Raw genomic sequence first — 24,997 nt, 5'->3', positions numbered from 1 at the left:
GTCAGGGCCCCCACGGCTGCGGACACGGCCCGGCTGCGCCATCTGGCCCGATCGCTGCCTTCCCCTTCGGGCGTCCCGCTGCCCGCGTCTTCTCCGTAGCGTTGCGGTTTCGGCGCTGGATGGCACGAAGCTCCATCTGCGCCCCCCAGGCCCCCATAGTGAAGCGGTTCTCGTCCACCTGATCGTTCAGGTCCGACGGACCGTCATGGCCGTAGGTGACGAGCAGCTTCCCCTCGTCCCGCATCTTGTAGCCGGTGTTGAGGCAGTCCACGACGTTGCGGCCGAGCCGGTCCACGGCGCAGCCACCAACCCGTCGTAGAGGCCCCTCTCATCGCGAAGCCAAGGGCCCGACTTCGGCCGGGTCATCGGGTCGGTCGCGCCCGACAGCTCCCAGTCGTCGGCCCAGCCGATGATGTGGCCCCCGACGGAGGCCGCGGGGGTAAGCACGTCCTCGCGCTGCCGTTCCGGAGACGACGTGGCGAGCTTCATCCGCGACAGCCGCCGCACTCCTAGCAGGCACTTTCCGCATCCGTCGTAGGGGCGTTCGATCATGTTCAGGTCCGTACCGCGCAAGACTTCTCCGTTTCGAGCACGCAAGGTACGGAGATTTGGCGGCCCATCCAGGGTGATCTTGCTCAGGCCATGAAGCTCAGTCGAACCTGACGGTTGGCATTGTCCTTATTGGTGTCCACCAGGCACACCGACTGCCAGGTGCCCAGTTCCAGTCGGCCGCCGATGACCGGCAGAGTGGCGTGCGGGGGCACGATCGCCGGGAGGACGTGGTCGCGGCCGTGGCCGGGGCTGCCGTGGCGGTGCTGCCAGCGGTCGTCGGCGGGGAGCAGGGTGTGCAGGGTGGCGAGGAGGTCGTCGTCGCTGCCGGAGCCGGTCTCGATGATGGCGATTCCGGCGGTCGCGTGCGGGACGAACACGTTCAGCAGACCGTCGCGGCCGGCCGCCGCCTCGCGCAGGAAGTCCTCGCAGTCACCGGTGAGGTCGACGACGCGTTCCCGGGAACCGGAGGTGATGTGCAGCATGCGGGTGGTGAAGGCATCGGGCATGCCCCCATCCTGACCCATACAGCACGATTCACATGCGGCGGCACAGCCGGCTGCTGAGACGAGAAGTCCGCTGCGAGACACCGTTGACCCCGGCCGTGCCCATCTGGCTGGTTTCGGCCGCATGTTGCGTTCAGCAGGAGTTGGAAGAAGTCGGCCTCGGGCACCGCGCCGACGCCTGGACGAGGACCCTCTCCGGCGGCGAGTCCCAGCGCGCCTCCCTGGCCAGCGCCGTGGTGCCGGGGCCCGATCTCCTGTTGCTGGACGAGCCGTTCGGCGCCCTGGACGCACTCACCCGGATCAAGGCCCAGCGGCTGGCCGGGGAGTTGTGGCGGCGCCGGGGCCGCGCCGTCCTGCTCGGCACGCACGACGTCGAGGAGGCCGTACTGCTCGCCGACCGCGTCCTGGTGATGGACAGCGGCCGTATCGCCCACGAACAGCGCATCGACGTCGACCGGCCGCGTGGTCTCTCCGACCCCCGGTTCGCCGCACTCCGCGCCGGACTGCTCGAAAGGCTCGGCGTCGACACGGCAGCCGAAACCGTCTGAAGAGCGGGTGGGCCGGACGGTCCGCTTCGGCATCCGGCTGCACACGATCAACCGGGACTCCCCCGTCGGGGCCTGGGCGACAGCGGACCGGCTGCTCGACGACCTCGACGCCGACACCGTCGCCGCCGCGCAGGCCACGCTCGGCCGCAGCGAGTCGGAGGGTCAGCGGCGGATGCTGGAACTGCACGGGGGGGGGCTCGCGGGACCGGCTGGAGATTTGCCCGAACCTGTCGGCGGGGGTCGGCCTGGTCCGCGGCGGCGCGGGCACGGCTCTGGTCAGCAGCCACGCGGAGGTCGCCGACCGGGTCGAGTAGTACCACGCGCTCGGCATCGAACACCTCGTGCTCTCCAGATCCCCGAACTGGCGGCACGCGGGCTGCTGGACCGGGCGGGGGTTCCGCTGCTCGCGACGGGCGGGCGCTGACTCCCGGGAGGCTCCGGCCTCTCGGGAAGATCCCGGCGCAGCCCTCTGTTGGTAGAAGCGTGAACGAAACGCGCGAGGTCGAGGTAGTCGTCATAGGCGCTGGTCAGGCCGGTCTGTCCAGCGCCTATCACCTACGGCGCACCGGCTTCGAGCCGGACCCTGACTTCGTGGTGCTGGACCACTCCCCCGGTCCGGGCGGAGCCTGGCAGTTCCGGTGGCCGTCGCTGACGTACGGCAAGGTGCACGGGATGCACGCGCTGCCCGGCATGGAACTTACGGACGCCGACCCGGCCCGGCCGTCGGCGGAGGTGATCGCCGAGTATTTCGACCGGTACGAGCGCACCTTCGACCTGCGGGTACGGCGTCCCGTGGACGTGACGGCCGTGCGTGAGGGGGACGGCGGGCGGCTGCTCGTGGAGACCTCGGACGGCATCTGGTCGACGCGGGCGCTGATCAACGCCACGGGCACCTGGGACCGGCCGTTCTGGCCGCGTTATCCGGGCCAGGAGACGTTCCGGGGGCGGCAGTTGCACACCGCGCAGTACAACGGCCCCGAGGAGTTCGCGGGACAGCGGGTCGTGGTCGTGGGCGGCGGGGCCTCGGGCACCCAGCACCTGCTGGAGCTCGCCCCGTACGCTGCCGCCACCAGCTGGGTCACCCGCCGGCCCCCGGTCTTCCGCGAGGGGCAGTTCGACCAGGAGGCGGGCCGGGCCTCGGTCGCGCTGGTGGAGGAACGCGTACGGCAGGGGCTGCCGCCCAGGAGTGTGGTCTCGGTCACCGGGCTGCCGCTCAACGACGCCATCCGGCAGGGGCTGGCGGACGGGGTTCTGGACCGACAGCCGATGTTCGACCGGATCACACCGGACGGCGTGGAATGGGCCGACGGTCGTCGCGTCGACGCCGATGTCATCCTCTGGGCGACCGGTTTCCGGGCCGCGCTGGACCATCTGACGCCGATGCGGCTGCGCGAGCCGGGCGGCGGGATCCGCGTCGAGGGGACCCGCGCGGTCGCCGATCCGCGTATCCACCTCGTCGGCTACGGTCCCTCGGCCAGCACCATCGGTGCCAACCGGGCCGGGCGCGCGGCCGTACGGGACATCAGGCGGCTGCTGGCCGACGAGCAACCCGTCGCCGCGTGACGCCCCGTCGGCTCAGCGGACGCGCGAGCCCTGCGGCGCCCGAATGTGCGCGGAGTTCTGCGCGGTGTGCGGGCTCTGGCTCGTGCCCTGCGACTGCCCGCCGCTCTGGTGCAGGGCGTTGAACTCGGCCACGTTGCGCATGTGCGTCGCGTAGTCGGAGGTGAAGCGGGTGTCGCCGGGCTTGACCGTGACGAAGTACAGCCAGTCGCCCGGCGGCGGATTGATCACGGCGCGCATCGCCTCCGCGCCGGGGTTGCCGATGGGTGTGGGCGGCAGACCCATGCGCTGGTAGGAGTTGTAGGGGCTCTCGATGTGGGTTTCGTCCGCGCTGGTGCGGACCGTGCTGCGGTTCAGCACGTAGTTGATGGTGGAGTCCATCTGGAGCGGCATGCCGCGCTCCAGCCGGTTGAAGACGACCCGGGCCACCTTCCCCATGTCGGCCTTCGTGGCGGCCTCGGCCTGGACGATGCTGGCGATGGTGACGGCCTGATAGACGTTCAGGGAGTTGCGCTGGGCTCCCGCCGCGACCGGTGCCCCGTTGAAGTTCTCGTTGGCGGTGTCGACCATGAAGCGCAGCAGCGACTCGGGAGTCACGCCCTTCTGCAGCGGATACGTTGCCGGGAAGAGATAGCCCTCCGGGTTGCCCGAGGCGTCGTTCGGCAGTTTCAGGCCGGCCTTGCCGATGGACTTGCGGGCGCTGCCCGGGGGCAGCTTGAGGGCCTTGTCGACGGCGTCGTAGATCTGGCTCGCACGCCAGCCCTCGGGGATGACGAGCGCGGCGGGCGGCACCGCCTCGTCGCCGCCGCCTCCCAGGGTCAGCAGCGGCACCGCCACGGCGGTGCCGGCCAGGACGGCGCCGGCCACGACGAGGACGAGCTTGCCCCGGCGTGTCAGTCGAATCGTGCTCCGTGGCGGAGTGTTCGTCAGCATGCGGGAACGGTAATACGCATATCCTCACAAACCCGGCATATCTGATACATCTACCGCTTCGTCGGCCCTCTTCAGCTGGTCGGCTCCAGTTGCGCGTCCCGGCGCACCAGGGCCGCGTACCGCCCGTCCAGTTCCAGCAGTTCCTCGTGCGAGCCGCGTTCGGCGACCCGTCCGGAGTCCAGGACCACGATCTGGTCGGCGCCCCGGACGGTGGACAGGCGGTGTGCGATGGTGATGGTCGTCCGGTTGGCCGACAGCGCGTCGATGGCCTGCTGCACGGCGGCCTCCGTGCGGGTGTCCAACGCACTGGTCGCCTCGTCGAGGATGAGCACGGGCGGATCACGCAGGATCGTGCGGGCTATCGCCAGGCGCTGCTTCTCGCCGCCGGAGAAACGGTGACCACGCTCGCCGACGACGGTGTCGTAGCCGTCGGGCAGCCCCGCTATGTGGTCGTGGATCTGGGCGGCCCGTGCCGCCTCCTCCAGTTCCTCGTCGGTGGCGTCGGGCTTGGCGAAGCGGAGGTTGTCGGCGATCGAGGCGTGGAAGAGGTACGTCTCCTGGGAGACGACGCCGACCGCGCGGGCGAGGGTGTCGAAGTCGAGGTCGCGGACGTCGACGCCGTCCAGGGTGACCCGGCCGCCGGTGACGTCGTAGAGGCGGGGCACCAGATAGCCGAGCGTGGACTTGCCCGCGCCGGTCGGGCCGACGATCGCGAGGCTTCCGCCGGCAGGGACGGTGACGTCGATGCCGTCGAGGACGGGCCGGACCGCGGCGCCGCCGCCGTCCTTGCCACCCTCGCCGTCCGTCTCGTAGCGGAACTCCACGCCCTCGAAGCGGACTTCGCCCTTGACCTGGTCGAGGTGGACGGGCTCGGCGCGCTCGGTGATGTCGATCGGCAGGTCGAGGTACTCGAAGATGCGCTGGAAGAGCGCGAGCGACGTCTGGATCTGGACGCCGGTCGCGAGCAGGCTCACGGCCGGGCGGAACAGGCCCTGCTGGAGCGAGACGAAGGCGACGATCGTGCCGAGGGAGACCTGCGGACCGCCGAGCTGGAGGGCGATGCCCGCGGTCCAGTAGATGACGGCGGGCATCGCGGCCATGACGATGGTGATCACGGCCATGCGCCAGCGGCCGGCCATGTTCGCCCTCACCTCGAGGTCGACCAGGCGCTCGGACTCCTCGGCGAAGGACGCGGTGAGCGAGTCGGAACGGCCCATGGTGCGGCCGAGCAGGATGCCGCTGACCGAGAGCGACTCGGTGACCGTGGCGGCCATCGCGGCCATCTGCTTCTGGCGCTGAGTGGTTATCTTCTTGCGCTCGTTGCCGACCCGGCGGCTGATCCACACGAACACCGGCAGCAGGACCAGCGAGACGATCGTGAGCCGCCAGTCGAGGGCGACCATCGCGACGATCGTGGCGACGACGCTGGTGACGTTGGAGACGAGGGAGGTGGCGGTGGAGGTCACGGTGGCCTGCATGCCGCCGATGTCGTTGGCGATGCGGGACTGCACCTCGCCGGTGCGGGTGCGGGTGAAGAAGGCGAGCGACATGCGCTGCAGGCGGCCGTAGACGGCGGTGCGCAGGTCGTGCATGACACGCTGGCCGACGGTGGTCGAGATCAGCGTCTGGAGCACACCGAAGACGCTGGTCAGGACGGCGCTGAGGATCATGCCGAGCGCGAGCAGGCTCAGCAGGCCGGTGCGGCCGTCGGGAATCGCGACGTCGAGCGTCTCCTTGAGCAGGAACGGCGTGGCCACGGAGACCAGCGAGGCGGCGCCGACCAGCAGGCCGACGATCGCGAGCCGCCCGCGGTAGGGGCGGAAGAGCTTCAGGATGCGGCGCACCTGCCGGGGCTGTTCCTTGGCGTCGGCAGGCGGGGTCCAGGAGGGTTCTCGGTCGGGATGCATGGGCTCCTACGGTGGTGAACGGGCGCCGGCGCGGAGGCCGACCGACGATGACTTACGGATCTTAGCTCATTGTTACCTATACTCACAATGAACTGCATCCTGATATTGTTCCCGCATGACCACCCCCGATCCCGACGGCCTGCTCGCCGAGCAGTTGCTGCGGCTGACCCGCCGGGTGCAGCGCATCCAGAAGCACCACCTGGAGCAGCGCGACCTGGGCGTCACGCCCGCCCAGTCCCGGCTGCTGCGCACTCTCGCGCACTACGGCTCACCGCCGCGCATGGCCGACCTCGCCGAGCGCCTGGAGGTGGTGCCCCGCGCGGTGACGACGCTGGTCGACGGGCTGGAGGCGAGCGGCAAGGTGCGCCGGGTGGCGGACCCGGCGAACCGGCGGGTGACCCGGATCGAGCTGACGGACGACGGGCGCGCGACCCTGCGCGAGCTGCGCGGCGCCCGCCGGTCGGCGGCCGAGGAGATACTCGCGCCCCTGACCGGAAAGGAGCGCGAGGTGCTCGGTGTGCTGCTGGACACGCTGATCGACGGGGAAGTCCCCAAGCGCTGCTGACAACCGCGCGGCGCCCCCCACGCAACGGAGAGCGCCGCACTCAAGCCGGACAACCGCGCCGGTCTGCCGGACTCAGCAGCGGCTGCGGTCCTCGGTGAGCACTCCCTGAGCCGTGGCCAGGGTGTGGTCGTAGCAGCCGTCAGTCCCATACAGGCGGTAGCGCTCCGTCGAGGTGCCGACCGCGTGACGCTGGTCGCGCGGGACGTTCAGCGTGAAGGAGGCGTCGCCGCTGTAGGTGTCGTCGAGCCGCGACCACGCGGTGCGCCGGCCGTCCTGGCGCTGCACGACCGCGGCCCGGTCGCCGAGGGTCAGTGCGGTGCGGAGCCGGTTGTCCGTGCCGACCGTCGTGGCGCCGCTCATCGTGTACGTCCGCAACGTGCGCGTCGTCCGCTCGGGCCCCTGTCCGCCGACGGTGATTCTCTGGTCGTCGGTCCAGGTCGCGTCGAGTCCGTCCGTGTTCTCGCCGTCGGTCCAGGTGTGTGCGGAGGTGTTGGCGAGGGTCCGGGTGACCGTGGTGGTCACGCGGCCGTGCGAGGTGTCGAGGTATCCGGCGACGGTGAGCCGGTGCCCGGCCCGCGTGTCCACGCGGTTCTCCGAACCGGGCGTGTAGGTGGAGGAGTTGGCGATGTCGGTCGCCTTGTTCTCGGTGAGGGCACCGGTGACCTGGGCGCGGTGCGCATCCTGCCAGACCAGCACGTTCACGGGGACGCTCCAGCCCGCCTGGCCCGCGGGCACGCCGACGACGGAGACTTCGACGCGGTGCGGGCGGCCGTCGTCGAGCAAACCGGCATAGGGCGTGAGGTCGTACTCGATGGGCCGGACGTCGAAGGCGCCCGGGGCTGGGATGACGTACCAGAGGAAGGGATCGGACCAGCCGCCGGTCCACACGTTCGGGAACGGCGAGGCGATTCCGGCGAGTTGGCCGTCGACCTTGATCTGTACCTCGCGGTAGGGGCCGTGGTCGGCCTTGCAGGAGTACGACGCCGGGTCGGCGACGGTCATGTACCAGAACTCCTCGCAGCCGCCGCCGGATCCGGTGGCATACACCTCGGCGACGATGCGCTCGCTGTTGCGCGGGGTGGTGAGGGTCGTGCCGTCGGGCGTGTCGGCGAGGGTCAGGACGCGGTCGGGGGCCGGGGTCTCCGGGCGGCCGGCGTAGAAGGTCAGGGTGACGTGTACGTCGATGACGCCGGTGTAGGTGTCGTTGACGACGTTCCCGATGAGCATCTCGACGTCCTGGGCACTGCGGAAGGTGTCGCTGTAGCGGGTGACGTCCTTCTCGACGTGCCAGGCGATGCCGTCCGGGGACGGCTCGGGCGTGGAGGTACGCAGAATCTCGACGCCGCCGACGTGCAGATAGCCGAGGCGGTCGTACTGACGGCCCTTCACCTTGCCGTCCAGCTGCAGAACGACCTTGCTCCAGTGGTCGCCGCAGCCCTGGGGCGGCATGTACGAGCCTCGGTAGGGGGTGAAGTCGCGGAACTGGGCGTCGGCGAGGGTGACTTCGCAGGATTTGGTGTGCGGCCGGTCTACCGGCGGCGCGGCGGTGACCGGGTCGTGCCAGTCGGTGCCGAACTCGGCCGGGACGTCGGCGGCTTGGGCGGCGACGACTCCGGTACCGAAGAGCGTGCTCGCGAAGAGGGTCACTCCCGCAAGCATGGACATGACTATCCGTCTTCTCATGGCCGGTGTTCTACGGGGAGTTGACCATCCACCGCAATGGACAGATCGGACGACGGCCGCCGGGCGAATGGAGCCACGGCATCGAGTGCACGGGCGCCGGCCGGATTGCCCCATGCGGACGCACTATGTAGGGACATTTAGTGCTATAAGCACACTCTACTGCCATAGTGCGGTCATGAAGATCACGACCGTCGGCATCCGACCCGGGCGCACGGCCCTCGCCTTCGCCGGTGCCGTCGCCTTCGCCTTCACCGGTGCCGCCGTTCTCTCCGACCCGCGCCCGGACGGAGGCCACGGCTCACCCGCTCCCGGCTCGACCGCCTCGCCGGTGCCGGGCCCGGCACCGGCGCCCGGCGCACGCGGCATCGGCGACCCCCTGATGCCGCTCGCCGGCAACGGCGGCTACTCGGTGCGCCGTTACACACTGGACTTCGACTGGCGGGCACCTCGGACACCCTTCGACGCCGGCGCCACCATCAGCGCCACCGCCACGCAGTCCCTGTCCCGCTTCGACCTCGACTTCGCGGGGAACACGCTGCACCGGGTGACAGTCGACGGGGCACCGGCCACCGCGGTGCGCGACGGCGACGAACTCGTCGTGACTCCCGCCCGGCCTATCCCCCGCGGCAGCGCGTTCACCGTGCGCGTGGCCTACACCGCCGACCCGACCCAGCGACGCCACCGCCACGACGCGATCCAGGACTACGGCTGGGTGCCCACGCCCGATGGCACCGTGGTCTGCGCCCAGCCCGACGGCGCCAAAATGATCTTCCCGGCGAACGACCACCCGAGTCTGCGGGCGCCGGTCACCTTCCACATCACCACCCCCGCGGGCCTCAGCGCGGTGGCCAACGGCCGACTCGTCGGCACCGTCCGGCGACCCGGCGGACGCACCCGGTGGACGTACGACTCCGAACAGCCGATCGCCGCGCAGCTGGTGCAGCTGGCGATCGGCAGGTTCACGTTCCGCGACCGCCACGGCCCGCGCGGGCTGCCCGTCCGGGACGTGGTGCCGGACGGGCTGGTCGGGGACACCGAGGCATACCGCTCGCTCACCACGGAGCACCTGGACTGGCTGCAACGGCGGCTCGGCCCGTACCCGTTCCACCGCTACGGCGTGCTGGTCGGGGACACCGACCTGCCGGTGGCGCTGGAGACGCAGTCGCTGTCCGTCGTACCGAAGGACGACCTGCTGGGCGGCCGGGTCGACGCCGAGCGCAATCTCGTGCACGAGCTGGCCCACCAGTGGACGGGTGACAGCATCGCCATCCGGCGCTGGTCCGACCTGTGGCTGAGCGAGGGACACGCCCGCTTCTACGAGCGTCTGTACTCCGAGGAGCACGACGGCGTCAGTCTCAAGGACGCGATGCGAGACGCGTACGAGCAGCACGACCGGTGGCGTCACGACGACGGGGCGCCCGCCGAGCCCACCGAAGCGACCCTGTTCAAGGTGATGCGCTACGACGGCTCGGCGCTGGTGCTGTACGCCCTGCGGGAGAAGGTGGGCGAGGAGACCTTCGACCGGATCGAGCGCTCCTGGGTGACGACGTACCGGGGCCGTGCGGCGGGCACCCGGGAGTTCATCGCCCTCGCGTCCCGGGTCGCGGGCGAGGACCTGGACCCGTTCCTGACGTCGTGGCTGTACGGGCCGCACACCCCGCCCATGCCGGGCCACCCCGACTGGCGGGTGAACCCTGTGCAGGAGTGAGGCCGCGCCCGGCCGCCCCACCTGACTGCCCCACCTGCGACTGCCCGACCCGCGGCTGCCCCACCCGGGAGGCGGAGTCGCTGCCGCCGACCGGGTGGCCTGGGCCGTGGCGCTGGTCCAGCTCGGTGACGCTCGACGCGCCGTGGCGCGCGGGGACCGGAAACGTACGGGGGGTGACGTGAACGGCAACTCCTGTCCTGGCTGCCTTTCTCCTGGCCGCCCGGGTCCCAGCTGCCTTTCTCCTGGCTGCGACGAGCACGATTGGAGCGCGCGATGAGAAGACCTGCTGTCCCACGTGTCATCGGGTCCGCCCGCGGGTGTCGCTGGAAGACCTGTGTGATCGGGTCGGCGGCGCTGCTGGCGCCGCTGCTGATCGCCCCGCTCTCCGGCTGCGACAAGCCCCGGCGGGACCCGAGTCTGCAGGACGCCTTCGCGGAGGCCGCGAGGGAGTATCACGTGCCGCGCAGTGTGCTCATGAGCGTGTCCTACATGCAGTCGCGATGGGACGCCCATCCGGGCGCCCCCAGCGTCGCCGGCGGCTACGGACCGATGCACCTGGTGGACACCGGCCGGGCCCATACCCCGGCGCCGGCCCCTGGTCCCGCGGCGCTGCAGGGCGGCAACACCGGGCAGCGCGAGGCGACCTCGGGGGCACCCGCCGCAGGCGACGAAGACGCCGAAACCGACGCCCCACACCGCAGCGCCGACCCGCCGGCCGACCTACGGCGCGCCGCGCAGCTGATCGAGGAGCGGACCGAGCGCCTGCGGACCGACGCCACCGCCAACGTACGGGGCGGCGCGGCACTTCTGGCGGACACGCAGCGGCGGCTGGGCAAGCCCCTCAGTGCCAACCCGGGGGACTGGTGGGAGGCGGTGGAGCGCTTCCCGGGCACACCTGATGCCACATCAGCGGCGACCTACGCGAACGACGTCTTCGCGGTGATCCGGCGGGGAGCCCACCGGACCACCGCCGAAGGGCAGCACGTCACCCTGCCCCCCAGCCCCGGTGTGCAGCCACGCATTGCCATGGCACAGGGTCCGCAACGGTCGAAGGAGGTGGAGTGCCCGCGCGAGCTGTCCTGCGACTGGCTCGCTGCGGCGTACGAGGAGATCGGCGACGGCCGGTACGGCAACCACGATCTGGCCGACCGGCCCCAGGACCAGGGGATCGAGTACATCGTCATCCACGACACCGAGGCGTCGCTGCAGAGCATGTTCCAGACCGTGCAGGATCCGACGGAGGCGTCGTGGCACTACTCGATCCGCTCCAGCGACGGCCATGTCACCCAGCACATCAAAACCAAGGACCCGGCCTGGCACTCCGGCAGCAGATTCATGAACGCCCGTTCGATCGGCATCGAGCACGAGGGGTTTCTCAGACAGCCGGGCACCTGGTACACGGAGCAGATGTACCAGGCCTCGGCGCGCCTCGTGCGCTACCTGGCCAAGAAGTACAGCATTCCGCTCGACCGGCAGCACATCTTCGGGCATGACAACGTGCCGGCCCCGACCGCCGGCAGCATCCCCGACATGCACGACGACCCCGGCCCCTTCTGGGACTGGCGGCACTACTTCGACCTGCTCGGCGCGCCGCTGCGGGCCACGGCCGGCCCGAACAGCGACATGGTGACGATCCTTCCGGACTTCGCCAAGCACAAGCCCGAGTTCACGGGGTGCGCCGCGGACGGTGTGCCGTGTCCGGCTCACGGTTCCAGCGCCGTCCGCCTGCACACCGAACCGTTCGACGACGCACCGCTCATCCAGGACCCGGGCCGCAAGCCGAACGGCGATGCGTCCACGAATGACGTCAACGACCTGGGGTCGCGCGTCTCCGCCGGCCAGACCTTCGCGGTCGCCGAACGCGGCGGCGACTGGACGGCGATCTGGTTCCAGGGCCGGAAGGCCTGGTTCAAGAACCCCAGGAAGCACCCGACGGCCGTCGGTGCGGCCGGCCGGATGGTGACGCCGAAGGAGGGTCTGGACGAGGTCAAGGTCTTCGGGCGTGCGATCCCGGAGCGGGACGCCCTCCCGGAGGAGATGTCGGATCCGACCCCCGAGTCTCCGCTCCCGTACCGCTTCCTGGCGGGTCAGCGGTACGTCACGCAGTCCCACCTCGACAGTCCCTACATCGCCAAGTCGTCCTACGACGACTCTCCCGGGGCCTTCGTCAGCGGCCGGGAGGGGTACTACGAGATCCAGTTCGGCCACCGGCTCGCCTACGTCCGGGCGAGCGACGTGGACGTGGTGGGTCCGCCGGCCACCGCGGGAGCGCCGCCGGCGGACAAGGGCCGCACGGACGGGCAGTGACGCCGCCAGGCGGTCAGCCACGCTGGCGCAGGCCGAGGGTGGTGCCGTGCGGCGGGGTGCCCGCGAGGCGGTTGCAGTCGACGGCGATGACGTAGTCGAAGTCGTACAGATGTGCCTGACCCCACTCGTGCGGGGGCGCGTAGGCACCCTCGTCCCGGTCGTACGGCAGCCTCGTGCCCGGGTCGGGGAGCACACCGCTCGCGTCGGGCTGATGCTTACGCAATCTTCCGGATATTCACCGTGCCGGGTGACATGACCCTCCGTCGGCCCTGGCCGGAAGTCAGTGGATTTCGCGGACGTCCGGAGAAAAACCGTTTGAGATTCACCACTCTGCGACGCGAACCTTTCACGGCCCGTTGCCGCCGCAACCCTCATCTCCCCCTTCCCTGACACGAGCCGCTGGGACGTCATGCAGATTCAAGACCTTCCGTATTCCGACCCGGGCGTGCCGGACACGCGCTCGGGTCCCCGCTTCCTGTGGTGGCTCGGGCGCAATCAGCTCGGCGGGCAGCTCAAGGCGCTCGCCTGGGGCCTGCTGCACTTCGTCTCCGTCTCCTCCATGCCCTTCTGCGTGGGCCTCGCCGTCCAGGCGGTCGTCGACCACTCCGGCACCCGCCTCGCCCTGACGGGTGGTCTGATGCTGCTGTGCGGTGCGGGCATCGCCGTCGGCGACACCTTCCTGCACCGCACCGCCGTCACGAACTGGATCACGGCCGCCGCCCGCGTCCAGCAGCTGTTGGCCCGCCAGGCGGCCCATCTGGGCTCTGCCCTGACGCGGCGGGTGGCGGCGGGTGAGGTGGTGGCCGTGTCCACCGGTGACGTGGAGAAGATCGGCTGGTTCGTGGAAGCGGTCTCCCGGTTCACCGCCGCCGCGCTGACGGTCGTCGTGGTCTGTGTCGCCCTCCTCGTCTACCAGCCCGCCCTCGGCGTGGTCGTCGCCGTGGGCCTGCCCGTCGTCGCGCTCGCGGTGCTGCCGCTGCTGCCCCGGGCGACGCGCCGCGCCGACATCCAGCGGGAGAAGGCCGGCCGGGCCACCGAGCTGGCCTCCGACACCGTCGCCGGGCTGCGGGTGCTGCGCGGCATCGGCGGCGAGGAACTGTTCCTCGACCGCTACCGCCGCGCCTCGCAGGAGGTACGGCACGCGGCCGTGCGCAGTGCCCGCATGTGGTCGCTGATCTCGGCCATCCAGGTGCTGCTGCCCGGACTGCTGCTGATCGCGGTCGTCTGGTACGGCGTCCATCTGGCCCGCCAGGGCCGGATCACGGTCGGCGAACTCGTCACCGTCTACAGCGCGGTGATGATCCTCAGCTACCCGCTGCGGCACTTCGAGGAGATCGCGATGGCGTACTCCTTCTCACGTCCCTCGGCCAAGCGGACCGCGCGCGTACTGTCCCTGGAGCGGGCCACGGCCGCCGACGGTTCCCCCGAGCGTGAGGCCGACGTTCCGGGCGGGGACCTGTACGACCCGGCCACCGGTCTGCTCGCACCCGGCGGTCTGCTCACCGCGGTGGTCTGTGGCGACCCGGACGCGGCCGGACGGCTCGCGGAACGGCTGGGCGGCCACCCCGCCGTACCGGGTCCCTCGGTGCTGCTCGGCGGCGTCCCCCTCGACGAACTCCCCCTCGACAGTGCCCGCACCGCGGTCCTTGTCCAGGACAAGGATCCGGTGCTGTTGTCCGGCACCCTGCGCGAACTGCTCGACGTGCCCGCCTCCGGTGCCGTACCGGCCGCGGACGCGCTGGCCGCCGCGCAGTGCGACGACGTCCTGGACGCGCTCGTGCAGGGCTCGCTGGACGCCGCCGACCCGATGGACGCCCGCATCACCGAGCGGGGCCGTTCCCTGTCGGGCGGCCAGCGGCAGCGGCTCGCGCTGGCCCGGTCGCTGATCACCGACCCGGAGGTGCTGGTCCTGGACGAGCCGACCTCGGCGGTCGACTCGCACACCGAGGCACGGATCGCGGACGGGCTGCGGCGGCTGCGCTCGGGGCGGACGACGGTGGTGTTCACCTCCTCTCCCCTGCTGCTGGACCGCGCGGACCGGGTCGCCCTCGTCCACGGGGGCGAGGTCATGGCGGTCGGCGTGCACCGCGAACTGATCGACGGCGAGCCGCGGTACCGGGCCGTGGTGACACGGGAGACCGACGACGAACTGAGCAGTGCAGAAGGAAATGCGGCCGGGGTCGACGCTCTCGTGGGCGCCCCGCAGAAGCTGGAAGAGATGGAGGAGAGCGCATGATCGGCGTTGCGCCACCGGCGTACGACCCGGCGGCCCCGACGACCGCCACCACCCTGCCCGTCGGCGCGGCCTCCACCGTGCGCGCCTACGTGGCCGAGCTGTTCCGCCGGCACCGCCGGGCCTTCCTGCTCCTCATCGGCGTCAACACGGTCGCCGTGGTCACCTCGATGGTGGGCCCCTATCTGCTCGGCGGCCTCGTCGAACGGGTCTCCGACGGCGCCCGGGAACTTCATCTCGGCCTGACCGTCGGGCTGTTCGTACTCGCCCTGGCCGTGCAGGCGGTGTTCGTCCGGCAGGTACGGTTGCGCGGCGCGATGCTCGGCGAGCGGATGCTGGCCGACCTGCGCGAGGACTTCCTCGTCCGCTCCGTGGGGCTGCCGCCCGGCGTGCTGGAGCGGGCGGGCACCGGCGACCTGCTCTCCCGCATCACCACCGACATCGACCGGCTCGCCAACGCCATGCGGGAGGCCGTGCCACAGCTGGCGATCGGTGTCGTGTGGGCCCTGCTGCTGCTCGGCGGGCTGGTCGTGACGGCGCCGCCGCTGGCCGCCGCCGTGCTGCTCGCGGTGCCGGTGCTGGTGGCCGGGTGCCGCTGGTACTTCAAGCGGGCGCCCTCCGCCTACCGCTCCGAGGCCGCCGGATACGCCGCCGTCGCCGCCGCGCTCGCCGAGACCGTGGACGCCGGCCACACCATCGAGGCGCACCGCCTCGGCGCCCGGCGCATCGCGCTCTCGGAGCGGCGGATCAAGGAGTGGACCGCCTGGGAGCGGTACACCCTGTGGCTGCGGTCCGTGCTCTTCCCGGTGATCAGCGCCGTCCACGCCCTCGTGCTCGGCTCGGTCCTGATGGTGGGCGGCTCCTTCGTGCTGCAGGGCTGGATCGGGGTCGGACAGCTGACGACGGGCGCGCTGATCGCACAGATGCTCGTCGAGCCGGTGAACCTGATCCTGCGCTGGTACGACGAGGTGCAGGTCGCCCAGGTCTCGCTGGCCCGCCTGGTCGGTGTGCGGGACATCGAGCCGGAGGCCGGGGACGGTGCACTGTCGCCCGACGGACGGAACGTGCACGCCGACCGGGTGCACTTCGGCTACCGCGAGGGCGTCGACGTGCTGCGCGAGGTGTCCCTCGAGGTCGCCCCCGGCACCCGGATGGCCTTGGTCGGCCCGTCCGGCGCGGGCAAGTCCACGCTGGGCCGGCTGCTCGCCGGCATCTACGCGCCCCGGGACGGCCGGATCACCCTGGGCGGCGCGGAGCTGTCCCGGATGCCGGCGGAACGCGTCCGATCCCACGTCGCCCTCGTCAACCAGGAGCACCACGTCTTCGTCGGCTCCCTGCGCGACAACCTCCTGCTGGCCCGCACCGACGCGGCCGACGCCGAGCTGTGGGCGGCTCTGGGCGCGGTCGACGCGGACGGCTGGGCGCGGGCGCTGGACGACGGCCTGGACACCGAGGTCGGCTCCGGCGGACTGGCGCTCACCCCGGCGCAGGCCCAGCAGATCGCGCTGGCCCGGCTGGTGCTGGCCGACCCGCACACGCTGGTCCTGGACGAGGCGACCTCGCTGCTCGACCCGCGCGCGGCACGCCACCTGGAACGCTCCCTGGCCCGCGTTCTCGACGGCCGCACCGTCGTCGCCATCGCCCACCGCCTGCACACCGCCCACGACGCCGACGTGATCGCCGTCGTGGAGAACGGCCGCATCAGCGAGCTGGGCAGTCACGAGGAGCTGGTGGCGGCGGACGCCGCGTACGCAGCCCTGTGGCGCTCTTGGCACGGGTGAGCGGGCGGCGGTGACGGCGGGGGGCGGGCCAGTGCCCACCACACCGGCCGGACCCATCGCACCGGCCGTACCTGCTGCTCCGGCCCGCGCGGTACCCGCCGCCGGGGCCCGGAGCGGGCGTGCAGCCCCAGGCCAGGGCCCGTGCCGTTGCGCAGTCCCGAACCGGGGTGGAAGGCTGGAAAGCGGCACCGGCTCGGGGAACGCCCGGGAACCTTTGGGTTCGCGGCGCGTGCAACCCCTGGCGACCGTGCTGACGACCCGCCTCCCCGTGCGGAGGTACGAGGCCGTCCTCACCACCTGGAGGTACCCGTGGACAACGCCGACGGATGGGGAGACGACGTCTACCAGCCCGATGCGTCCGAGATCCGGGAGGACTCGGGTGTACTCGATGTCGAGGACACCCTGGAGAACGACGGCGTCGACGACCCCCTCGACCGGGGTTGGTCCCCTCCCGAGCGGCCGTGGGCGGTGGAGCGCAGCGGTGTGACGGCGGCCGAACGCCAGGCCGGGGAGACACTGGACCAGCGGCTCGCCGAAGAGCTGCCCGACCTCGCTCCGCCCGACGGCGACGACATCGGCGACTGCCAGAAGAGCGACGGGGAACTTCTGGACAACGAAGTCGGCCACTTCCGTTCCGGTCGCCTGGTCGCGCCGGACGAGGGCGCGCACGAGGACGAGGAGAGTGCCCTCGTCGCCACGGACGTCGGCATCGACGGCGCCGCCGCGTCCGCCGAGGAGGCCGCGATGCACATCGTGGACGAGGACTTCCTCTCCGGCTGAACCCACCGAGCCTCCGGCCGCACCCGCTGAACCGGATGCCGGTGCCGCCTGCCCGACCGCCTCACGCGAGGAGCCGCCATGCAGCAGGACAAGCACCCCGGCTACCACGCCGTGGTCTTCCGCGACCGCGCCGCCGGATACGCCTTCCTGACCCGGTCCACCGCACAGAGCGAGCAGACCATCGAGTGGGACGACGGCCAGACCTACCCGGTGATCGACGTGGAGATCTCCTCCGAGAGCCACCCCTTCTACACGGGCAAGGCCCGCACCGTCGACACCGAGGGCCGCATCGCCCGCTTCGAGCGCCGGTACGGCGGGCCGGACGCGGGCAAGACGACCTGACCGGCCGGGGCACGGCCAGGGGCAGGAGCGGCAGCCCGCGCTGCCCGGCCGACGCCGGCAGCGGCCCGTGCATCCCGGCCGCGAGCGGCGGGTCAGATCACGTTGAGGGCCGCCGCGCAGCCCACTCCCCCGAGCAGCATGAACACCGGCATCAGGACCTTCAGCTCGACCCAGCTGCCCGCCCGGAACCGCATCGCCTTCGGCGGCCCCACCGGGTACCAACGCTTGCGGCCCACGGGGATCGGCCACAGGATCGGGCAGCCGGAGACGGTCAGCGCGTCCCCGATGTCGTGCACCAGCGCACCCAGCACGACCGGCAGCCCCAGCCACAGGTACTCCTGCCCGGGCGCGGTGAACAGCCAGTCGGAGCCGTTGCCCGGCTTGTCCAGCACCCCGGCGAGGATCCACGCGCTGGTCGCCGCGAGCAGCCAGACCAGGACATCGCTGCTGGAGCCGCGCGCCGCCCGCCACAGCAGGCCCTCGATCGCGAGCACCATGTGCGCGAAGAGGATCGCCAGCACCGCCCACCGGCCACCGGTGACGGCCGCTGCCGAGCAGCCCGCTCCGATGAGGACCGCCCACAGCCAGGTGTGGGTCAGGGTGCGGTGTCCGCCGGAGCGGCGCGGGTCGCCCTTCTTCCTGGTCGACTTGTAGGCGGCGTACGACAGCTTGTCGACGATCTCGCAGAGCCAGCGGGAGACGGGCCCGAAGGCACGCGAGATGGTGGCCGCCTTGTGGTCCAGATCCGGGGCGAGGGCGGCGCCGGCACAGATCAGGGCGCCGACGAGGAGGACCGGCCAGGGCATCGCGTGCCCGGCCGCCGCGGCTGCCGCTCCGACGCCGAGCCAGGCGGCGGCCCCCGACAGTGAGTGTGCTGGTCCCATCATGGCCGCTTCCCGCCCCATTCCTCGTGTGCCGCTGTCCAGTTGACCCGGTGCGCTGACGTTTCGTCGGCGACACAGCGTAGCGGCCGTGATCTTCGGATCCACAGCCGATTCCCCGCTCGGGGACAAGGCCAGGCAAGATGGGTCCGTGACCCTCATCGATCAGCTGCCGCCGACCGCCGACCCCGACGCCCTGTACGAAGCCTTCGAGTCGTGGGCGCTGGAGCGTGGCCTCACCCTCTATCCCCACCAGGAGGAGGCACTGATCGAGGCGGTCTCCGGGGCGAACGTGATCGTTTCGACGCCCACGGGCTCCGGCAAGAGCATGATCGCCGCGGGCGCGCACTTCGCCGCGCTGGCCCGGGACGAGGTCACGTTCTACACAGCCCCGATCAAGGCACTGGTGTCGGAGAAGTTCTTCGAGCTGTGCAAGCTCTTCGGCACCGAGAACGTCGGCATGCTCACCGGCGACGCCTCGGTCAACGCCGATGCGCCGGTGATCTGCTGCACCGCCGAGGTGCTGGCCTCGATCGCGCTGCGCGACGGCAAGGACGCGGACGTCGGCCAGGTCGTGATGGACGAGTTCCACTTCTACGCGGAGGGTGACCGCGGGTGGGCCTGGCAGATCCCGCTGCTGGAACTCCCTCAGGCGCAGTTCATCCTGATGTCGGCGACGCTGGGCGACGTGTCCTTCTTCGAGAAGGACCTCACCCGCCGCACCGGCCGTCCCACCTCGGTGGTCCGCTCGGCGACCCGCCCGGTGCCGCTGTCGTACGAGTACCAGCTCACCCCGCTCACCGAGACCCTCACCGACCTGCTGGCGAGCAAGCAGGCCCCCGTCTACATCGTGCACTTCACGCAGGCGCAGGCCGTGGAGCGGGCGCAGGCGCTGATGAGCATCAACATGTGCTCGCGGGAGGAGAAGGACCAGATCGCCGAGCTGATCGGCAACTTCCGTTTCACCACCAAGTTCGGCCGCAATCTCTCCCGTTACGTCCGGCACGGCATCGGCGTCCACCACGCCGGCATGCTGCCGAAGTACCGGCGCCTGGTGGAGAAGCTGGCGCAGGCCGGTCTGCTGAAGGTCATCTGCGGCACGGACACGCTCGGCGTGGGCGTCAACGTGCCCATCCGGACGGTGCTTTTCACGGCCCTGACCAAGTACGACGGCAGCCGGGTGCGCACGCTGCGGGCCCGTGAGTTCCACCAGATCGCGGGCCGGGCCGGCCGGGCCGGCTTCGACACGGCGGGGCTTGTCGTCGCGCAGGCGCCCGAGCACGTCATCGAGAACGAGAAGGCCCTCGCCAAGGCGGGCGACGACCCGAAGAAGCGCCGCAAGGTGGTGCGCAAGAAGGCGCCGGAGGGGTTCGTCGGCTGGACGGAGAACACCTTCGACAAGCTCATCACCTCTGAACCGGAGCCGCTGACCTCGCGCTTCCGGGTGACGCACACGATGCTGCTGTCGGTGATCGCCCGGCCGGGCAACGCCTTCGAGGCGATGCGCCGGCTCCTGGAGGACAACCACGAGCCGCGCAGGCAGCAGCTGCGGCACATCCGGCGCGCGATCGCGATCTACCGCTCGCTGCTGGACGGCGGGATCGTGGAGAAGCTCGACAAGCCGGACGCCGAGGGCCGTATCGTCCGGCTCACGGTCGACCTCCAGCAGGACTTCGCGCTCAACCAGCCCCTGTCCACGTTCGCCCTCGCCGCGTTCGAACTCCTCGACCCGGAGTCGCCGTCCTACGCCCTGGACATGGTGTCCGTGGTGGAGTCCACGCTGGACGACCCGCGGCAGATCCTCGTCGCCCAGCAGAACAAGGCGCGCGGCGAGGCCGTCGCCGCGATGAAGGCGGACGGTGTCGAGTACGAGGAGCGCATGGAGCGCCTCCAGGACGTCACCTACCCGAAGCCGCTGGAAGAGCTGCTCTTCCACGCGTACAACACCTACCGCAAGAGCCACCCCTGGGTGGGCGACCATCCGCTGTCGCCGAAGTCGGTCATCCGGGACATGTACGAGCGGGCGCTGTCCTTCACGGAGTTGGTGTCCTTCTACGAGCTGGCCCGCACCGAGGGCATCGTGCTGCGCTACCTCGCCAGCGCCTACAAGACCCTCGACCACACCATCCCGGACGACCTGAAGTCCGAGGACCTGCAGGATCTGATCGAGTGGCTCGGCGAGATGGTGCGCCAGGTGGACTCCAGCCTCCTGGACGAGTGGGAGCAACTGGCCAACCCGGAGGAGATGACGGCCGAGGAGGCCCGGGAGAAGGCCGACGAGGTCAAGCCGGTCACCACCAACGCGCGCGCCTTCCGGGTCCTGGTCCGCAACGCGATGTTCCGTCGCGTGGAGCTGGCGGCCCTGGACCAGGTCGAGGAACTGGGCGAGATGGACGCCGAGTCCGGCTGGGACGCCGACGCCTGGGGCGAGGCGATGGACAAGTACTGGGACGAGTACGAGGATCTCGGCACCGGCCCCGACGCCCGCGGCCCCAAGCTGCTGGTCATCAAGGAGGAGCCGGAGAACGGTCTGTGGCGCGTCCGCCAGATCTTCGACGACCCGAACGGCGACCACGACTGGGGCATCAGCGCGGAGATCGACCTGGCGGCCTCCGACGCCGAGGGCCGTGCGGTCGTCCGCGTCACCGACGTCGGCCAGCTGTGAGCACAGGAGAGACCCACCGATGACGAACCCGGCCGAGAGACTGGTCGACCTGCTCGACCTGGAGCAGATCGAGGTCAACATCTTCCGTGGCCGCAGCCCGCAGGAGTCCTTGCAGCGGGTCTTCGGCGGCCAGGTGGCGGGCCAGGCGCTCGTCGCCGCCGGGCGTACCACCGACGGCGACCGCCCCGTGCACTCGCTGCACGCGTACTTCCTGCGCCCGGGCCGGCCGGGTGTGCCGATCGTGTACCAGGTGGAGCGGGTCCGCGACGGACGGTCGTTCACTACGCGCCGGGTCACGGCCGTGCAGCAGGGCCGCACGATCTTCAATCTGACCGCCTCCTTTCACCTGCCTGAGGAAGGACCGTTCGAGCACCAGCTGCCGCCGGCCCGTGAGGTGCCGGACCCGGAGTCCCTGCCGACGGTGGCCGAGGAGATCCGCAAGCATCTGGGCGCGCTGCCGGAGCAGTTGGAGCGGATGGCGCGCCGCCAGCCCTTCGACATCCGTTATGTCGACCGGCTGCGCTGGAACGCCGAGGAGATCAATGGGGCCGAGCCGCGCAGCGCCGTGTGGATGCGCGCGGTGGGCCCGCTCGGCGACGACCCGCTGGTGCACACGTGCGCGCTGACCTACGCCAGTGACATGACGCTCCTGGACGCGGTGCGGATCCCGGTCGAACCGCTGTGGGGTCCACGGAGCTTCGACCTGGCGTCGCTGGATCACGCCATGTGGTTCCACCGGCCGTTCCGCGCGGACGAGTGGTTCCTGTACGACCAGGAGTCCCCGATCGCCACCGGCGGGCGCGGCCTGGCCCGCGGGCGCATCTACGACCTGCAGGGTCGTCTGCTCGTCTCGGTCGTCCAGGAGGGTCTGTTCCGGGCGCTGTAGCGGACCCGGTCAGCGCCCTGCGCGGGGTCGTACAGCGGGTGGGCGCCCGGTGTTCAGACCTCTGCGGGCCTGTGGCTTCTGCGGCGCAGCCAGGTCCGCAGGCCGCGATGGCGCTGGGGCCCTCCGGACTCCGGCTTGTGGTGCCGGGGTGCGACGGGCTGTGGAGCCGACTGCGGGAGGGGCTCGACGTGCCGTGTGGTCGGGTGTGTCACGGGGCGGGTGTGGCGTGGGGCCACGTGCGGGGCCGGGCCGTTGTGCCGAGAGGCCGGGCGCGGAGCGGGGCGACAGAGCCGTGCCTCCTCCACCGCCTGTGCCAGCTCGCTGCGCAGCCACGCGATCTCGTCGGGGTCGGCGGCCGTCATGATCTGCTCGGCGAGCTGCGCGGACGGGGATCCTGGCCCGCCGTGGGCGGGCGGAGCCGCCCGGTAGCGGTTCAACCCGGCGCGCTCGTACGGGTCCGTGACGACATTGGCGACCTCCACGGGTTCGAGAAAGGCGGCCAGGACTCCGGCCCGTTGCCACGCGTCCTCGGCCTGCCGCAGCAGGAAACCCCGGTGCCGTCCCCGCCAGTTGCGTGCGCGCAGGTCCACTCCGGCTTCCAGCTGCCCGCGCAGCGTCTCGGGCGTACGGCCCTTGAGCAGGGGCGCGTTCTCGGTGCCGGATGTGAAGTTTCGTAGTTCTTCGGCCAGATAGAGCCAGACCACGGCCCGGTAGCGGTTGCGGTAGAACTTGACGGGCACGACCAGGCCCAACCGGGCGAGCCGGGTGAACCTGCCTGCCGGAATCTCCATGAGCGCGGCGCCCTCGGCGGTGCCGACGATGCGCACCCGTTCGCGCAGGGCGTCGGGGAAGCCGTCCTGGGCGCGCAGCCGGTCGATCTCCGCGCGTTGAACGCGGCGGCCCCCGCCTCCGCCCTCGTCGGGCACGGTGCGGATCTGGCCGAGCAGGACCGCGAGGTCGAACTCTCCTCGCTTGATTCCCAGTTCACGTGCGGCGTGGCCGGCCGCCCATGTGACGGAGTGGGATGGGTCGAAAGTGCTTGCCGACATGTTCGTACTCCCCCGTGGAGTCGGTTGACTCACGCCGTGTGCGCTCGCCGTGCAAAAACCGTAGCCGGTTCGGCGAATCTCGTGGCAAGCCTGTGGATAACTTCGCGGGGCGAGGCAAATACGCAGGTCAGAAGTCTGTTATGGGAGCGCGTTCGGGTTGCCGGGCATCCACGCCGAGGTGTTCGCCGACTCGGTTGACGAGCAGGGTCATCTCGTAGGCGATCTGGCCGATGTCCGCCTCCGCGCCGCTGAGCACGCACAGACAGCTGCCGGTGCCGGCCGCGGTCACGAACAGCACGGCGTCGTCGTACTCGATCATCGTCTGGCGCACCCGGCCCGCGCCGAAGTGGCGTCCCGAACCCTTGGCGAGGCTGTGCAGCCCGGACGCCACGGCGGCCAAGTGCTCGGCGTCCTCGCGGCGGAGGCCCGTACTGGCCCCCGTGACCAGCCCGTCGTTGGACAGGACCAGCGCGTGCCGCACATGGTGCACCCGCTGGGTCAGGTCGTCCAGCAGCCAGCCGAGTCCCTGGTTCTGCGCCATTTCCGTCTCCCCGTGTGACGTCTCCCCCTCACCGGAGGATCTGCCCGCCAGCCTTCCCCACGACCGGCGTCCGGGCAAGCAGGATGGGCGTATGGCACAGAAGATGACCGATGAGGAATGGCGGGCGTTCGTCTCGTACGGGACCCGAACCGGCAAGTTGTCCACGGTGAGCGCCGACGGGAGCCCGCACGTGGCCCCGATCTGGTTCCTCGTGGACGGGGACGAATTGGTCTTCAACACCGGCAAGGAGACCGTGAAGGGGCGCAATCTCGCGCGGGACGGACGGATCGCGCTGTGCGTGGACGACGACCGGCCGCCGTTCCACTTCGTGGTGCTGAGCGGACGCGCCCAGCTGTCGGAGGACCTGGACGAGGTGCGTCTTTGGGCCACCCGGATCGCCGCACGCTACATGGGCGCGGACCGCGCGGACGAGTACGGCGCCCGCAACGGCGTTCCGGGCGAGCTGCTGGTCCGCGCCTCCATCGAGAAGGTGGTGGCGGTCAAAGACCTGGCCGCGTGAGGGACCTCAGCCCGCCGAGTCCAGGAGCCGGGCGGTGTGCGTCCGCCCGGCATACTCGACGAGCCGGATCAGCACTTCCTTGCCGGAGTCCCGGTCACGTGCGTCGCACAGCACCACGGGGGTGCCCCTGTCGAGGACCAGGGCCTGGGAGACGTCGCGGGCGCCGTACGCGTGGACTCCCGCGAAGCAGTTGACGGCCACCACGAACGGGATACGCCGGTGCTCGAAGTAGTCGACCGCCGGGAAGCAGTCCTCCAGCCGCCGGGTGTCCGCGAGCACCACAGCGCCGAGCGCTCCCTGCGACAGTTCGTCCCACAGGAACCAGAAACGTTCCTGCCCCGGTGTGCCGAAAAGGTAGAGGGAGAGCCCGGAGCGGAGGGTGATGCGTCCGAAGTCCATGGCGACGCTCGTGGTGACCTTGTGCGCCACGCCGTCCGTGCCGTCCACCAACCGGCCCTCCTCGCTGAGCAGTTCCTCCGTGCGCAGCGGCCTGATCTCGCTGACGGCCCCGACCAGGGTCGTCTTGCCGACGCCGAATCCGCCGGCGACCACGATCTTCAGCGCCAGGGCGGCAGACGCCTCGTCGCCGGTGTCGGAGTGACGCTCGCCCGGCGGGTTCTGAAGGTTCATCTACAGCGCTCGCAATCCCTCGATGACCTCACGCAGAATCCGCGCGTCTGGCAGGTGTGCCGAAGGCACCGGGCGGCTGACAGTCACGCAGCCCAGTTCCACGAGGTCGCCCAGGAGCACCCTGACCGCTCCGACAGGGAGCTTCGTGTCCGCGGCCAGCTCGGCGACGGACTGCGTCTCCTGGCGGCACAGTTCGATCAGCCTGTGATGTTCGGGGCCGAGTGCGGTTTCCTCGCAGAGCCCCGGTGCGGCCGGGTCGAGGGTGACGAATGCGACGAGGTCGAAGCACACCCCGGTGTGTCCCGGCCGGCTCCGCCCGCCGGTCATGGCGTACGGGCGCACCAGGGGTCCGGCTTCGTCATCGCACCACTGGCCGCCCGCGTGGTCCACGTGTCCCATGGTCCCGGGACGCTAGGGGTACAG

The 24,997-nt window shown here is 71.0% G+C and carries 23 protein-coding genes and 1 pseudogene; 13 read left to right on the top strand and 11 right to left on the bottom strand.

Translation table 11 applies throughout. The annotated features are described in order from the left end of the window. Position 1 precedes the first annotated feature (1 nt). The gene (locus ACWD3E_RS19585; RefSeq protein WP_451388807.1) at positions 2–295 is read right to left on the bottom strand and encodes a recombinase family protein; all 294 of its coding nucleotides are present in this window, start codon (positions 293–295) and stop codon (positions 2–4) included. A 340-nt stretch (positions 296–635) separates the two neighbouring features. Next, positions 636–1,058, bottom strand: a complete 423-nt coding sequence (locus ACWD3E_RS19580; protein WP_451388806.1) for a secondary thiamine-phosphate synthase enzyme YjbQ — start codon at positions 1,056–1,058, stop codon at positions 636–638. 32 nt (positions 1,059–1,090) lie between these two features. On the opposite strand from ACWD3E_RS19580, the gene ACWD3E_RS19575 reads away from it, so the two are divergent. The 3 genes and pseudogenes from ACWD3E_RS19575 (at position 1,091) to ACWD3E_RS19565 (ending at position 3,166) form a co-directional block, all read left to right on the top strand. Then, entirely contained in the window at positions 1,091–1,603 is a 513-nt protein-coding gene (locus ACWD3E_RS19575; RefSeq protein ID WP_451388805.1) for an ATP-binding cassette domain-containing protein, read from the top strand. Between the two features lies 1 nt (position 1,604). Then, a pseudogene (locus ACWD3E_RS19570) lies at positions 1,605–2,027 on the top strand (LLM class flavin-dependent oxidoreductase); the annotation flags it as partial. A 59-nt stretch (positions 2,028–2,086) separates the two neighbouring features. Continuing rightward, entirely contained in the window at positions 2,087–3,166 is a 1,080-nt protein-coding gene (locus ACWD3E_RS19565; RefSeq protein WP_451388804.1) for an NAD(P)-binding domain-containing protein, read from the top strand. Between the two features lie 12 nt (positions 3,167–3,178). On the opposite strand, the gene mltG is transcribed toward ACWD3E_RS19565, so the two are convergent. Both mltG and ACWD3E_RS19555 read right to left on the bottom strand, forming a co-directional pair. Then, the gene (gene mltG / locus ACWD3E_RS19560; RefSeq protein ID WP_451388803.1) at positions 3,179–4,096 is read right to left on the bottom strand and encodes an endolytic transglycosylase MltG; all 918 of its coding nucleotides are present in this window, start codon (positions 4,094–4,096) and stop codon (positions 3,179–3,181) included. Positions 4,097–4,167: 71 nt separating this feature from the next. Beyond that, on the bottom strand, positions 4,168–6,003 hold the full coding sequence (locus ACWD3E_RS19555) for an ABC transporter ATP-binding protein (protein ID WP_451388802.1): 1,836 nt from the start codon (positions 6,001–6,003) through the stop codon (positions 4,168–4,170). 115 nt (positions 6,004–6,118) lie between these two features. Between ACWD3E_RS19555 and ACWD3E_RS19550 the strand changes: the two genes are divergently transcribed. After that, positions 6,119–6,568 (top strand): MarR family winged helix-turn-helix transcriptional regulator, encoded by a 450-nt coding sequence (locus tag ACWD3E_RS19550; protein ID WP_451388801.1) that lies wholly within the window; start codon positions 6,119–6,121, stop codon positions 6,566–6,568. A gap of 72 nt (positions 6,569–6,640) precedes the next feature. Here the strand turns inward: ACWD3E_RS19550 and ACWD3E_RS19545 are convergent, their stop codons facing one another. Continuing rightward, positions 6,641–8,251 carry a peptide-N4-asparagine amidase gene (locus ACWD3E_RS19545; RefSeq protein ID WP_451388800.1) on the bottom strand — a complete coding sequence of 537 codons (1,611 nt, stop codon included), beginning with the start codon at positions 8,249–8,251 and terminating at the stop codon, positions 6,641–6,643. A gap of 175 nt (positions 8,252–8,426) precedes the next feature. Here ACWD3E_RS19545 and ACWD3E_RS19540 point away from each other — a divergent pair, with 175 nt between their 5' ends. Then, on the top strand, positions 8,427–9,959 hold the full coding sequence (locus ACWD3E_RS19540) for a M1 family metallopeptidase (protein WP_451388799.1): 1,533 nt from the start codon (positions 8,427–8,429) through the stop codon (positions 9,957–9,959). Between the two features lie 273 nt (positions 9,960–10,232). Next, positions 10,233–12,266: an N-acetylmuramoyl-L-alanine amidase gene (locus ACWD3E_RS19535; protein WP_451388798.1), complete on the top strand. Its 2,034-nt coding sequence runs from the start codon at positions 10,233–10,235 to the stop codon at positions 12,264–12,266. 13 nt (positions 12,267–12,279) lie between these two features. On the opposite strand, the gene ACWD3E_RS19530 is transcribed toward ACWD3E_RS19535, so the two are convergent. After that, on the bottom strand, positions 12,280–12,489 hold the full coding sequence (locus tag ACWD3E_RS19530) for a hypothetical protein (protein ID WP_451388797.1): 210 nt from the start codon (positions 12,487–12,489) through the stop codon (positions 12,280–12,282). A gap of 186 nt (positions 12,490–12,675) precedes the next feature. Between ACWD3E_RS19530 and ACWD3E_RS19525 the strand changes: the two genes are divergently transcribed. The 4 genes from ACWD3E_RS19525 (at position 12,676) to ACWD3E_RS19510 (ending at position 17,402) form a co-directional block, all read left to right on the top strand. Next, positions 12,676–14,502 carry an ABC transporter transmembrane domain-containing protein gene (locus tag ACWD3E_RS19525; RefSeq protein WP_451388796.1) on the top strand — a complete coding sequence of 609 codons (1,827 nt, stop codon included), beginning with the start codon at positions 12,676–12,678 and terminating at the stop codon, positions 14,500–14,502. Beyond that, positions 14,499–16,280 carry an ABC transporter ATP-binding protein gene (locus ACWD3E_RS19520; protein ID WP_451388795.1) on the top strand — a complete coding sequence of 594 codons (1,782 nt, stop codon included), beginning with the start codon at positions 14,499–14,501 and terminating at the stop codon, positions 16,278–16,280. The genes ACWD3E_RS19525 and ACWD3E_RS19520 overlap by 4 nt, the downstream gene beginning before the upstream one ends. Positions 16,281–16,589: 309 nt before the next feature. Beyond that, positions 16,590–17,060 (top strand): DUF5709 domain-containing protein, encoded by a 471-nt coding sequence (locus tag ACWD3E_RS19515; protein WP_451388794.1) that lies wholly within the window; start codon positions 16,590–16,592, stop codon positions 17,058–17,060. 78 nt (positions 17,061–17,138) lie between these two features. Next, on the top strand, positions 17,139–17,402 hold the full coding sequence (locus ACWD3E_RS19510; protein ID WP_451388793.1) for a type B 50S ribosomal protein L31: 264 nt from the start codon (positions 17,139–17,141) through the stop codon (positions 17,400–17,402). Between the two features lie 92 nt (positions 17,403–17,494). On the opposite strand, the gene ACWD3E_RS19505 is transcribed toward ACWD3E_RS19510, so the two are convergent. After that, a complete protein-coding gene (locus ACWD3E_RS19505; protein ID WP_451388792.1) occupies positions 17,495–18,289 on the bottom strand; it encodes a metal-dependent hydrolase in 795 nt (264 codons plus the stop codon). Between the two features lie 145 nt (positions 18,290–18,434). On the opposite strand from ACWD3E_RS19505, the gene ACWD3E_RS19500 reads away from it, so the two are divergent. Together ACWD3E_RS19500 and ACWD3E_RS19495 are read left to right on the top strand one after the other, a co-directional pair. After that, positions 18,435–20,948 carry a DEAD/DEAH box helicase gene (locus ACWD3E_RS19500; protein ID WP_451388791.1) on the top strand — a complete coding sequence of 838 codons (2,514 nt, stop codon included), beginning with the start codon at positions 18,435–18,437 and terminating at the stop codon, positions 20,946–20,948. Positions 20,949–20,967: 19 nt separating this feature from the next. After that, positions 20,968–21,834, top strand: a complete 867-nt coding sequence (locus ACWD3E_RS19495; protein WP_451388790.1) for an acyl-CoA thioesterase — start codon at positions 20,968–20,970, stop codon at positions 21,832–21,834. A gap of 53 nt (positions 21,835–21,887) precedes the next feature. On the opposite strand, the gene ACWD3E_RS19490 is transcribed toward ACWD3E_RS19495, so the two are convergent. Together ACWD3E_RS19490 and ACWD3E_RS19485 are read right to left on the bottom strand one after the other, a co-directional pair. Beyond that, positions 21,888–22,883 (bottom strand): DUF6397 family protein, encoded by a 996-nt coding sequence (locus tag ACWD3E_RS19490; RefSeq protein WP_451388789.1) that lies wholly within the window; start codon positions 22,881–22,883, stop codon positions 21,888–21,890. Positions 22,884–23,010: 127 nt separating this feature from the next. Further along, a complete protein-coding gene (locus ACWD3E_RS19485; RefSeq protein ID WP_451388788.1) occupies positions 23,011–23,424 on the bottom strand; it encodes a roadblock/LC7 domain-containing protein in 414 nt (137 codons plus the stop codon). 91 nt (positions 23,425–23,515) lie between these two features. Between ACWD3E_RS19485 and ACWD3E_RS19480 the strand changes: the two genes are divergently transcribed. Continuing rightward, positions 23,516–23,944: a PPOX class F420-dependent oxidoreductase gene (locus tag ACWD3E_RS19480; RefSeq protein WP_451388787.1), complete on the top strand. Its 429-nt coding sequence runs from the start codon at positions 23,516–23,518 to the stop codon at positions 23,942–23,944. A gap of 6 nt (positions 23,945–23,950) precedes the next feature. On the opposite strand, the gene ACWD3E_RS19475 is transcribed toward ACWD3E_RS19480, so the two are convergent. Both ACWD3E_RS19475 and ACWD3E_RS19470 read right to left on the bottom strand, forming a co-directional pair. After that, on the bottom strand, positions 23,951–24,574 hold the full coding sequence (locus ACWD3E_RS19475) for a GTP-binding protein (protein WP_451388786.1): 624 nt from the start codon (positions 24,572–24,574) through the stop codon (positions 23,951–23,953). After that, positions 24,575–24,973 carry a DUF742 domain-containing protein gene (locus tag ACWD3E_RS19470; RefSeq protein ID WP_451388785.1) on the bottom strand — a complete coding sequence of 133 codons (399 nt, stop codon included), beginning with the start codon at positions 24,971–24,973 and terminating at the stop codon, positions 24,575–24,577. Positions 24,974–24,997 lie beyond the last annotated feature (24 nt).

This window comes from Streptomyces sp. NPDC002676 (assembly GCF_053592455.1).
Note: the sequence above shows the minus strand (reverse complement) of the source record. Positions and strands in the feature narration are given on the sequence as shown.

Bases quoted from the DNA above. Each gene is read 5' to 3' on its own strand.
- ACWD3E_RS19580 (WP_451388806.1), bottom strand. From the start codon at position 1,058: ATGCCCGATGCCTTCACCACCCGCATGCTGCACATCACCTCCGGTTCC.
- ACWD3E_RS19575 (WP_451388805.1), top strand. From the start codon at position 1,091: ATGCGGCGGCACAGCCGGCTGCTGAGACGAGAAGTCCGCTGCGAGACA.
- mltG (WP_451388803.1), bottom strand. From the start codon at position 4,096: ATGCTGACGAACACTCCGCCACGGAGCACGATTCGACTGACACGCCGG.
- ACWD3E_RS19555 (WP_451388802.1), bottom strand. From the start codon at position 6,003: ATGCATCCCGACCGAGAACCCTCCTGGACCCCGCCTGCCGACGCCAAG.
- ACWD3E_RS19550 (WP_451388801.1), top strand. From the start codon at position 6,119: ATGACCACCCCCGATCCCGACGGCCTGCTCGCCGAGCAGTTGCTGCGG.
- ACWD3E_RS19545 (WP_451388800.1), bottom strand. From the start codon at position 8,251: ATGAGAAGACGGATAGTCATGTCCATGCTTGCGGGAGTGACCCTCTTC.
- ACWD3E_RS19540 (WP_451388799.1), top strand. From the start codon at position 8,427: ATGAAGATCACGACCGTCGGCATCCGACCCGGGCGCACGGCCCTCGCC.
- ACWD3E_RS19535 (WP_451388798.1), top strand. From the start codon at position 10,233: ATGAGAAGACCTGCTGTCCCACGTGTCATCGGGTCCGCCCGCGGGTGT.
- ACWD3E_RS19525 (WP_451388796.1), top strand. From the start codon at position 12,676: ATGCAGATTCAAGACCTTCCGTATTCCGACCCGGGCGTGCCGGACACG.
- ACWD3E_RS19520 (WP_451388795.1), top strand. From the start codon at position 14,499: ATGATCGGCGTTGCGCCACCGGCGTACGACCCGGCGGCCCCGACGACC.
- ACWD3E_RS19510 (WP_451388793.1), top strand. From the start codon at position 17,139: ATGCAGCAGGACAAGCACCCCGGCTACCACGCCGTGGTCTTCCGCGAC.
- ACWD3E_RS19505 (WP_451388792.1), bottom strand. From the start codon at position 18,289: ATGATGGGACCAGCACACTCACTGTCGGGGGCCGCCGCCTGGCTCGGC.
- ACWD3E_RS19495 (WP_451388790.1), top strand. From the start codon at position 20,968: ATGACGAACCCGGCCGAGAGACTGGTCGACCTGCTCGACCTGGAGCAG.
- ACWD3E_RS19490 (WP_451388789.1), bottom strand. From the start codon at position 22,883: ATGTCGGCAAGCACTTTCGACCCATCCCACTCCGTCACATGGGCGGCC.
- ACWD3E_RS19485 (WP_451388788.1), bottom strand. From the start codon at position 23,424: ATGGCGCAGAACCAGGGACTCGGCTGGCTGCTGGACGACCTGACCCAG.
- ACWD3E_RS19480 (WP_451388787.1), top strand. From the start codon at position 23,516: ATGGCACAGAAGATGACCGATGAGGAATGGCGGGCGTTCGTCTCGTAC.
- ACWD3E_RS19475 (WP_451388786.1), bottom strand. From the start codon at position 24,574: ATGAACCTTCAGAACCCGCCGGGCGAGCGTCACTCCGACACCGGCGAC.
- ACWD3E_RS19470 (WP_451388785.1), bottom strand. From the start codon at position 24,973: ATGGGACACGTGGACCACGCGGGCGGCCAGTGGTGCGATGACGAAGCC.